Genomic DNA, 9,222 nt, shown 5'->3' with positions numbered 1-9,222 from the left:
GCGGGACGCTAGCGTGACGACGTGGACGACGCGCGCACGACCGACCCCCGACCCGGCACCACCGTCCCGGACGCCCGTGGTCGCACCGGACTCGACGCCGTCGGCCGTGACCTCGACCGCAACCCGGACGTGGTCGTCCGTGACGTCGAGGTCGTCTCGGACGGCTGGCACGTGCTCCGCCGGACGACGCTCGACGTGCGGCGCCGTGACGGTCGTTGGGACCGGCAGCAGCGCGAGACCTACGACCGCGGCAACGGTGCTGCCGTGCTGCCCCACGACCCCGAGCGCGACACCGTGCTGCTCACCCGGCAGTTCCGCTGGCCCGCCTACGTCAACGGCCACCCGGACGGGATGCTCGTCGAGGCGGCGGCGGGACTCCTCGACGAGGACGACCCGGAGACGGCCGTGCGGCGCGAGGCGGCGGAGGAGCTCGGCATCCGGCTCGGCAGCCTCACGAAGGTGTTCGACGCGTTCATGAGCCCCGGGTCCGTGACCGAGCGCGTGCACGGGTACGTGGGTGCCTACACGCCCGCCGACCTCGTGCACGTCGGCGGCGGGCTGGAGGACGAGGGTGAGGACATCGAGGTGCTCGAGCTCCCGTTGGACGAGGCCCTGGCGATGGTCGCCGACGGGCGCATCGCCGACGGCAAGACGATCATGCTCCTGCAGTGGGCGGCGCTGCAGCGCTGAGGGCAGCGGCGTCCAGCCCGACGGCGTGCGCGATCGTCGTGCGGACGAGACCCTCGCGCGTCGGCCGGTCGAGGTAGTCCACGAGGGCGTACCCGTTCGTGGCGTCCACGAGCGCGAACAGCAGCCGGCCGACCGCGTCCGGGTCGTCGGTGTGCATGACCCCGTCGCGGACGCCGTCGCGGACCACCCGGGTCGCGAGCGCCTGCCAGTCGTCCATGACGTCGCGCGCGGCGGTGGCGAGTGCACCGTTGGTCCGGCCGAGGCTCCACGCGTCGGCCCAGAGCGCGGCGACGTCGTCGCGGGTGGGGTCGGCGATGCAGGCCAGCAGGGCCTCCAGGCGTGCGGTCGAGTCGGACCGTTCGTGGACGATCCGGCGGACCTCGGCCACCTCGGCGCTCGCGACGGTGCGGAAGGTGTCGCCGACGAGGTCCTCCATCACCGGGCGGTAGTGCGCCACGAGCGAGGGTGCCACGCCGATCGCAGCGGCGACACCGCGCAGGGTCACGGCGGCGAGGCCCTCGGCGCGGGCGACGGCGACGGCCGCGTCGGCGATCTGGGCCTCCCGCTCGGCCGGGCTCAGGCGCCGGCGGGTCGGAGTGGTCGGCACGACGCCAGCCTAGGCGCGCCTCACGCGCCCTCGACGACGAACGCCGCCCAGAGGTCGGCGCGGGTGGCGAACACCGACAGGTCCCGTTCGAGCAGCCGTCCCGCGTGCTCGACCCGCGCGCGGGCGGTGTGCCGGTGGATGCCGAGTGCCTGGGCGGTGCGGTCGTACTCGCAGTTCTGCTCGAGCCAGGTGCGTACTGTGCGGGTCAGCTCGGTGCCGGCCGTCCGGTCGTGGTCGAGCAGGGGTGCGAGGAACGCGCGGGCGACGGCACCGGCGTCGACGTCCACGTGGGCGAGGTGGGCGAGCACCCCCTCGCGGGCGAGGTCGCCGAACTCGGTGGTGCCGGGTCGCCCCTCGCGCCGGCGGTCGAGAGCCTGCACCGCCTCGGTCCGCGCACGGCCGAAGTACCGGTACGAGGCACCGTCGGAGAGCCCGGCGTGCAGGTCGAAGCGGTCCACGAGTTCCTCGACGATCGCGGTGTCCTCCGCGCCGACGCAGAGGAACAGCTCGTCGTCCGCCGCGAAGAAGAGCCGGCCGGGGCGGTCCAGCACCCACAGCTCGAGCCAGTCGACCACGGTGTCGAGGTCCTGGTCGGGGACGTCGACGGCGGCGATCCGGACGGGTTCGGCCGGCAGCGGTCCCCACACCTCGCGCGAGGTCGTGTCCACGACGGCGGGGTCGCCCACCGACAGCATGGTGAGGAGCCCGGTGCGGAGGAGCCCGCGCGCACGGGCGAGTTCGCGGTTCTGCTGCAGTGCGAGTCCGGCCAGGGCGATCACGGCGGTGACGACCTCGCGGCCGGCCCGGTCGAGCGCGCCGCCGTTCGCGATGGCGAGCACGCCGCTGAGGTGGCCGCCGCTGCCGAGGGTCTGCAGCGAGAAGCCGGTGCGGTGTTCGGTCGTCACGGGCAGGCTCGCCCGCTGGCCGGCCCGGAGGAGCCGGAGCGCCTCGGTCCGGAGCACCTCGAGGTCCTCGGCGGGGACACCGTCGGCCGGGTGACCGCGGTCGAGTCGTCCGGAGACGTCGAAGAGGCCGACCCACCCGTCGAGCTGCCGGGACAGCTCGGCGATGGTCGCCCCGAGGCCGTCGGGGCGCATGGCCGCGAGCGAGATCGCCCGCTGCGCGGCGAGGGCCCAGGCGTTGCGGGCGTTGGCGTCACGGGCGACGGCGTCCGCGTTCGCCTGCGCGACGGCGATGAAGGAGGTCTCGTACGGGACCTCGAAGAGTGCGAGCCCCTGCTCGGTACAGGCGTCGACGAGCTGCGGCGGGGTGCCGGTGCGCACGACCTCGTCCCCGAAGCCGAGCGCGACGACGCCCCGGCGCAGCAGTCGGGCGACGTAGGCGTCCGCGACCGCCGCCGTGACCTCGGTGTCGTCGCCGAACTGCGTGCCGGTGGTGAGCAGCCCCTGCCCGTCGGCGAGGAACGGCGTCGGGTCCTCGAGGTCGGAGCTGTGCAACCAGGAGAGCGGCGCATCGAGGGCTGCGTCGGTGGCCGTCAGGAGCCGGAGTCGCAGGTCGGCGCGGTGGAGCAGGGAGCGCAGGGTCGCGGGCATGGGTGCACCCTATCCGCTGCGTCGATCGAGGTGGCCGCCGGTGTACACGGTGGACAGCGGCACCGCGGGGGGGTGGCTCCTACGATCGCGGCATGTCCTCCACCGTCGCACCCTCGACCAGCGCCGCCGCGGGCGGCCCCTCGCTGCCCCAGGAACGGCGGCTCGTCACGGAGGTGCCGGGCCCCCGCTCCCGAGCGCTCTTCGAACGCAAGGCCGCCGCCGTGGCGTCCGGCGTCGGGGTCGCGGTACCGATCGCCGTCGTCGCGGCGGGTGGCGGCGTGGTCGTCGACGCCGACGGCAACTCCTTCGTCGACCTCGGCTCCGGGATCGCCGTGACGAGCGTCGGCAACGCGCACCCGGGCGTGGTCGACGCCGTGCAGCAGCAGGTCCAGGCGTTCACGCACACCTGCTTCACCATCGCCGCCTACGACGGGTACGTCGAGGTCGCCGAGGCGCTCAACCGGCTCACCCCCGGCGACCACGAGAAGCGGAGCGCGCTCTTCAACTCCGGGGCCGAGGCGGTCGAGAACGCGGTGAAGATCGCCCGCAAGCACACCGGTCGGCAGGCGATCGTGGTGTTCGACCACGCCTACCACGGGCGGACGAACCTCACGATGGCGCTCACCGCGAAGAACCAGCCGTACAAGAACGGCTTCGGTCCCTTCGCGCCCGAGGTGTACCGCGTCCCGATGTCGTACCCGTTCCGCGACGGCGGACTGTCCGGTGCCGAGGCGGCGAAGCGCGCGATCAGCCAGATCGAGAAGCAGGTCGGCGCGGAGAACACCGCCGCGGTGCTCGTCGAGCCGATCCAGGGCGAGGGTGGCTTCGTCGTCCCGGCGCCCGGGTTCCTCGCCGCGCTGTCGGAGTGGACCACCGCGAACGACGTCGTGTTCATCGCCGACGAGGTGCAGACCGGGTTCGCCCGCACCGGCGCCATGTTCGCGAGCGAGCACGAGGGCATCGTCCCCGACATCGTCACCACCGCCAAGGGCATGGCCGGCGGGATGCCGCTCTCCGCCGTCACCGGGCGCGCCGAGATCATGGACTCCGCCAACGTCGGCGGACTCGGCGGCACGTACGGCGGCAACCCCGTCGCGTGCGCCGCAGCACTCGCCGCGATCCACGCCTTCGAGCACGACGGCCTGGTCGAGCGCGCTGCCGAGATCGGCGACGTGCTGCTCGGACGACTCCGCGCCGCACAGGCGACCGACCCCCGCATCGGCGACGTCCGTGGCCGCGGCGCCATGATCGCGATCGAACTCGTCGACCCGGCGACCGGGGAACCCGACGCCGCGCTCACCGGACGGGTCGTACGGTACGCGTACGAGCACGGCGTGATCGCCCTCACCGCGGGGACGTACGGCAACGTCCTCCGCTTCCTCCCCCCGCTCGCGATCGACGACGACCTGCTCCACGAGGGGCTCGACATCGTCCTGGAAGGACTCGCAGCAGCATGACCGACACCCAGCAGACCAGCCAGCAGACCACCCAGCGCACCGACGCCGAACGCGAGCTGCTCGCGAAGGTCCCCACGGGCCTCCTGGTCGACGGCACCTGGCGACCGGCAGCCGACGGCGGCACGTTCGGCGTCGTCGACCCCGCCACCGGAGAGACGCTCCTCGAGATCGCCGACGCAACCCCCGAAGACGGTGTCGCGGCCCTCGACGCCGCCGAAGCGGCGAAGCACGGCTGGGCCGCGACCCCGCCGCGCGAGCGAGCCGAAGTCCTGCGCCGCGCCTTCGACCTGCTCCAGGAACGCCGTGCCGACTTCGCCCTCCTCATGACGCTGGAGATGGGGAAGCCGCTCGCCGAGGCGAACGGCGAGGTCACCTACGGCGGTGAGTTCCTCCGCTGGTTCTCCGAGGAGGCCGTCCGCATCGGCGGCTCCTACGGCACCAACCCCGAGGGCACCGGCCGTGCGATCGTCAGCCACAAGCCCGTCGGCCCGGCGTTCCTCATCACCCCGTGGAACTTCCCCCTCGCGATGGCCACCCGCAAGATCGCCCCCGCGCTCGCCGCCGGGTGCACGGTCGTCGTGAAGCCCGCCGAACTCACCCCGCTCACCACCCTGCTGTTCGCCGACCTGCTGGTCGAGGCGGGCGTGCCGGCCGGGGTCGTCAACGTCGTGCCCACCACGCACGCCGGTGCGCTGTCCGAGCCGATCATCGCCGACTCGCGACTCCGGAAGCTCTCGTTCACGGGATCGACGCCGGTGGGCCGGACCCTCCTCGCCCAGGCGGCGCAGAACGTGCTGCGGACGAGCATGGAGCTCGGCGGCAACGCCCCGTTCCTCGTGTTCGCCGACGCGGACCTCGACCTCGCCGTCGAGGGGGCGCTCGCCGCGAAGTTCCGGAACACCGGGCAGGCGTGCACCGCGGCCAACCGGTTCCTCGTGCACGAGGACGTCGCCGAGGAGTTCGCCAGCCGCCTCACCGACCGCGTCGCAGCCATGTCCGTCGGCCGCGGGACCGAGGACGGCGTCGCCATCGGCCCGCTCATCGACCAGCGTGCCGTCGACAAGGCGCACCGACTCGTCACCGACGCCCTCGACCGCGGTGCGACCCTCCGGACCGGCGGCCACCCCGTCGACGGCCCCGGCACGTTCTACGCGCCCACCGTGATCACCGACGTGCAGCCCGGCAGCGACCTGCTCCGCGACGAGATCTTCGGACCGGTCCTGGCGATCCGGACGTTCTCGACCGAGGACGAGGCGATCGACGCGGCGAACGACACCGAGTACGGGCTCGTCGGCTATGCGTTCACCGAGGACCCCGCGCGCGGACAGCGCCTCACGGAACGGCTCGAGACGGGCATGCTGGGGCTCAACACCGGCGTCGTCTCGAACGCGTCGGCACCGTTCGGCGGGGTCAAGCAGTCCGGCCTCGGACGCGAGGGCGGCGGCGAGGGCATCGCCGAGTACCTCGAGACCATGTACACGCTGACGCCCGACCCGTTCGGGCGCACGAAGGGAGCGCAGCGATGACCATCGAGAAGGACGTCGTCGTCATCGGCGCCGGGGTCACCGGCCTCATCGCCGCGAACCGCCTCGTCGCCGAGGGGAAGCGCGTGGCCGTGCTCGAGGCCCGCGACCGCGTCGGTGGCCGCACGTGGACGAACGACATCGAGGGCGTCACCCTCGAGATCGGCGGCCAGTGGGTCTCCCCGGACCAGACCGCCCTGCTCGAGACCCTCGACGAACTCGGACTCGAGACGTACGACCGCTACCGCGAGGGCTCCAGCGTCTACATCGACGAGCACGGCACCCGGACCGAGTACACCGGCGACATCTTCCCGCTGCCGGAGGCCACCGCCGCCGAGATCGAACGGCTCGTCGCCGTCGTCGACGAGTACGTGGCGACGGTCGACCCGGCACGCCCCTGGGAAGCACCCCACGCCGCCGCGCTCGACGAGACCTCGTTCCGCGCCTGGCTGCACACGCTGAGCGACGACCGGGTCGCGACCGACAACGTCGAGCTCTTCATCGCCGGCGCCATGCTGACCAAGCCCGCGCACGCCTTCTCGGCGCTGCAGGCCCTGCTCATGGCCGCCTCGGCCGGGAGCTTCTCGAACCTCGTCGACGCCGACTTCATCCTCGACAAGCGCGTCGTCGGCGGCATGCAGCAGGTGTCCGAGCGGCTCGCCGCCCGGCTCGGTGCGGACGTCCACCTGAACGCCCCGGTGCGCACCCTGCGCTGGGACGACGAGGGCGTCACAGCGCTCGCCGACGGCGGCATCGAGGTCCGCGCCCGCCAGGCACTCGTGGCCGTCCCGCCGCCCCTGTACTCCCGCATCTCGTACGAGCCGCCGCTGCCGCGTCGCCAGCACCAGCTGCACCAGCACCTGTCGATGGGGTTCGTCATCAAGGTGCACGCCGTCTACGACCGGTCGTTCTGGCGCGGCGCCGGGCTGTCCGGCACCGCGTTCAGCCCGTACGAACTCGTGCACGAGGCGTACGACAACACCTCGTACGGGCAGGAGCAGGGCACCCTCGTCGGGTTCGTGTCCGACCAGCACGCCGACGACGTCTTCGCGCTCTCCGCCGAGGAGCGCAAGGCCCGGGTGCTCGACTCGCTCGCGCACTACTACGGCGACGAGGCGCGCCGACCGGTCGTCTACTACGAGAGCGACTGGGGTACCGAGGAGTGGACCCGTGGCGCCTACGCGGCGAGCTTCGACCTGGGCGGCCTCGTCCGGTACGGCGCCGACCAGCGCGCTGCCGTCGGCCCGATCCGGTTCGCGTCGAGCGACCTCGCCGGGCACGGGTACCAGCACGTGGACGGGGCGGTGCGGATGGGCCGCGAAGCGGCGGCCGAGATCCTCGCCTCGTTGCCGCAGCCGGCGGTGCAGTAGACCCACGCCGAGACGGACGGGAGGCGCGGTGCGGGCTGGCACCGCGCCTCCCGTCCGTCATCGGTGTGGGTCCAGGCCGTCCGCCTCCGTCAGGGAGGCGACCATCTGGACGCGGCGACCGTACCGGTCGAGCCCGAGCCGTGCCTCGGTCGCCACCAGCCCGTCGTCGAACGGCGACGACGGTGCTTGCTCGACGAACCCGGCGGTCGCGTAGAAGGGGGCGTTCCAGGGCACGTCCGCGTAGGTCCGGAGCGTGATGGCCTCGTGACCGCGCGCTCGGGCCTCGTCCTTCGCCGCCTCGACCAGCGCTCGACCGAGACCCTGCCGCGCGTGTCCGGGCGTCACCGAGAGCTGCTCCAGGTGGCAGACGCCGTCCCGCTCGCGCACGTGGACGAAGCCCGCCGGCCCGCCGTCGTCGCCCTCGACGACCAGCAGGAAGCCCGGCTCGGCGAGCCGCTCGGTGCCGGTCGGTGCCGGAGGCCACGTCTCCGGACGGAAGCGGTCGTCGAACAGCCGGTCGGCCTGGTTCTCGATCTGCTCGACCGCGGGAGCGTCCTCAGGTCGGGCGAAGCGGATGCGTCGGTGCACGAGGCGAGCCTACGGTCCGGGTCGGCCTCCCTGCGCTGCCGGTACGGTCGTCCCATGGGAGACCCGCACGACGAGGCCGTGGCGATCCGCCCGGCGACGACCGCCGACGCCGAGGGCATCGCCAGGGTGCACACCGCATCATGGCGCGAGACCTACGGCCGGTTCGTGGACGACCCGGACACCGACCCGTGGTTCGACCTCGGCCGGCGACTCGACATGTGGCGCGCGAACCTCGCCCAGGGGACGTTCGCGACCGTGGTGGCCGACAGCGCTGACGGGATCGTCGGCTTCGCCGCGGTGGAGGCGACGACCGAGCCCGACGCCGTCCGACCCGAGGAACTCACGATGCTGTACGTGCTCGGGCGCGCCCACGGCGACGGCAGCGGTCAAGCGCTCCTCGACGCGGTCCTCGGTGACCGTCCGGCATCGCTGTGGGTCGCCGAGGACAACCCGCGCGCGCACGCCTTCTACCGACGGAACGGCTTCGCTCCGGATGGTGCCACGTCGAGCTTCGGCCCGATCGGCTCCACCGTGCGGCTCGTCCGCTGACCGACGCCCGTCCTGGACGGACACCGGACGCAGCGCGCGTACGGTCCGGGACATGAGCGACACCAGCGGAACCAGCGACCCCACCGACACCGAACGTCAGTACACCGAGGACCTGCCGGACGGGTCGCCCGCGGGCGACGCCACGCAGGACCCGGAGCAGGACAGCGACCACGACTCGGGCGGCGAGCCGGCCGACCCGCAGTAGTCCGCAGGCCGACGACGGCGTCGATCAGTCGAGTGCGCGCTCCCAGGCGTCCAGCCACGGCAGGACGTCGCGGAGGTCGTTCGACTCGATCGATGCCGTCGCGGCCGCTCGGGCACGTGGGTCGGCGTTGAGCGCGAGGGCGCTGGGCAAGGCGTCGAAGAGCGGCACGTCGGATCGACTGTCCCCGACGGCGCAGCACCGAGTCCTCGGTACGCCCCGGTCGGCCGCCAGCGCCAGTGCACGGTCGCGCTTGTCGTACTCGTCGAAGTGCGCGCCGACGGTGCCGTCGTAGGTCGATCCGGAGACCGCGACCCGCGGGCCGCCGTTCGCGGTGAACCCGTACCGTCTCGCGATCGCTTCACTCACGGGTGCCCAGGCGAGGGAGGCGAGGACGGGTTCGACCCCTCGGCCGAGGCACCATGCGACCACGTCGTCGACGCCGTCGATCATCGGGAGCTGCTCGAGCCAACCGGCGACGGTGTCGACCTCGACGCCGCGCCACCCAGCGGCGTCGACCACGCTCACCTGCTCGTTCGTCATGCTCCCTGCCGCGTAGCGCGCCTCCGCCGCATCGAGCTGCTCCTGGTGGCCGAGCCGTGCAGCGAGGAAGCTGGCGGTCGAACCCGACGGGACAAGGGTGCCGTCGATGTCGAAGAAGACGATGCTCCGCGTCCGCATGC

At 73.1% G+C, this 9,222-nt stretch carries 10 protein-coding genes; 6 read left to right on the top strand and 4 right to left on the bottom strand.

The window, feature by feature from the left end:
- Positions 1-21 precede the first annotated feature (21 nt).
- Entirely contained in the window at positions 22-690 is a 669-nt protein-coding gene (locus tag ACEN8D_RS11565) for an NUDIX domain-containing protein (RefSeq protein WP_413398458.1), read from the top strand.
- On the opposite strand, the gene ACEN8D_RS11560 is transcribed toward ACEN8D_RS11565, so the two are convergent.
- The gene (locus tag ACEN8D_RS11560; protein WP_413461276.1) at positions 656-1,297 is read right to left on the bottom strand and encodes a TetR/AcrR family transcriptional regulator; all 642 of its coding nucleotides are present in this window, start codon (positions 1,295-1,297) and stop codon (positions 656-658) included. The two genes, ACEN8D_RS11565 and ACEN8D_RS11560, sit on opposite strands and share 35 nt — an antisense overlap.
- A 20-nt stretch (positions 1,298-1,317) precedes the next feature.
- A complete protein-coding gene (locus ACEN8D_RS11555) occupies positions 1,318-2,850 on the bottom strand; it encodes a PucR family transcriptional regulator (protein ID WP_413398657.1) in 1,533 nt (510 codons plus the stop codon).
- A gap of 92 nt (positions 2,851-2,942) precedes the next feature.
- Between ACEN8D_RS11555 and gabT the strand changes: the two genes are divergently transcribed.
- Genes gabT through ACEN8D_RS11540 form a run of 3 tightly spaced genes read left to right on the top strand, consistent with a single transcriptional unit; the run spans position 2,943 to position 7,200 of the window.
- Positions 2,943-4,307, top strand: coding sequence for a 4-aminobutyrate--2-oxoglutarate transaminase (gene gabT / locus ACEN8D_RS11550; protein ID WP_413398658.1), 1,365 nt, complete (start codon positions 2,943-2,945; stop codon positions 4,305-4,307).
- Positions 4,304-5,833: an NAD-dependent succinate-semialdehyde dehydrogenase gene (locus ACEN8D_RS11545; protein WP_413398659.1), complete on the top strand. Its 1,530-nt coding sequence runs from the start codon at positions 4,304-4,306 to the stop codon at positions 5,831-5,833. The genes gabT and ACEN8D_RS11545 overlap by 4 nt, the downstream gene beginning before the upstream one ends.
- Positions 5,830-7,200 carry a flavin monoamine oxidase family protein gene (locus tag ACEN8D_RS11540; protein ID WP_413398660.1) on the top strand — a complete coding sequence of 457 codons (1,371 nt, stop codon included), beginning with the start codon at positions 5,830-5,832 and terminating at the stop codon, positions 7,198-7,200. The genes ACEN8D_RS11545 and ACEN8D_RS11540 overlap by 4 nt, the downstream gene beginning before the upstream one ends.
- A gap of 57 nt (positions 7,201-7,257) precedes the next feature.
- On the opposite strand, the gene ACEN8D_RS11535 is transcribed toward ACEN8D_RS11540, so the two are convergent.
- A complete protein-coding gene (locus ACEN8D_RS11535; RefSeq protein ID WP_413398661.1) occupies positions 7,258-7,788 on the bottom strand; it encodes a GNAT family N-acetyltransferase in 531 nt (176 codons plus the stop codon).
- Between the two features lie 54 nt (positions 7,789-7,842).
- Between ACEN8D_RS11535 and ACEN8D_RS11530 the strand changes: the two genes are divergently transcribed.
- Positions 7,843-8,337: a GNAT family N-acetyltransferase gene (locus ACEN8D_RS11530; RefSeq protein ID WP_413398662.1), complete on the top strand. Its 495-nt coding sequence runs from the start codon at positions 7,843-7,845 to the stop codon at positions 8,335-8,337.
- Between the two features lie 52 nt (positions 8,338-8,389).
- A complete protein-coding gene (locus ACEN8D_RS11525; RefSeq protein ID WP_495601017.1) occupies positions 8,390-8,542 on the top strand; it encodes a hypothetical protein in 153 nt (50 codons plus the stop codon).
- 24 nt (positions 8,543-8,566) lie between these two features.
- Here the strand turns inward: ACEN8D_RS11525 and ACEN8D_RS11520 are convergent, their stop codons facing one another.
- Positions 8,567-9,220, bottom strand: coding sequence for an HAD family hydrolase (locus tag ACEN8D_RS11520; protein WP_413461275.1), 654 nt, complete (start codon positions 9,218-9,220; stop codon positions 8,567-8,569).
- Between the last annotated feature and the right edge of the window lie 2 nt (positions 9,221-9,222).

The organism is Curtobacterium sp. Curtsp22, assembly GCF_059492135.1.
Note: the sequence above shows the minus strand (reverse complement) of the source record. Positions and strands in the feature narration are given on the sequence as shown.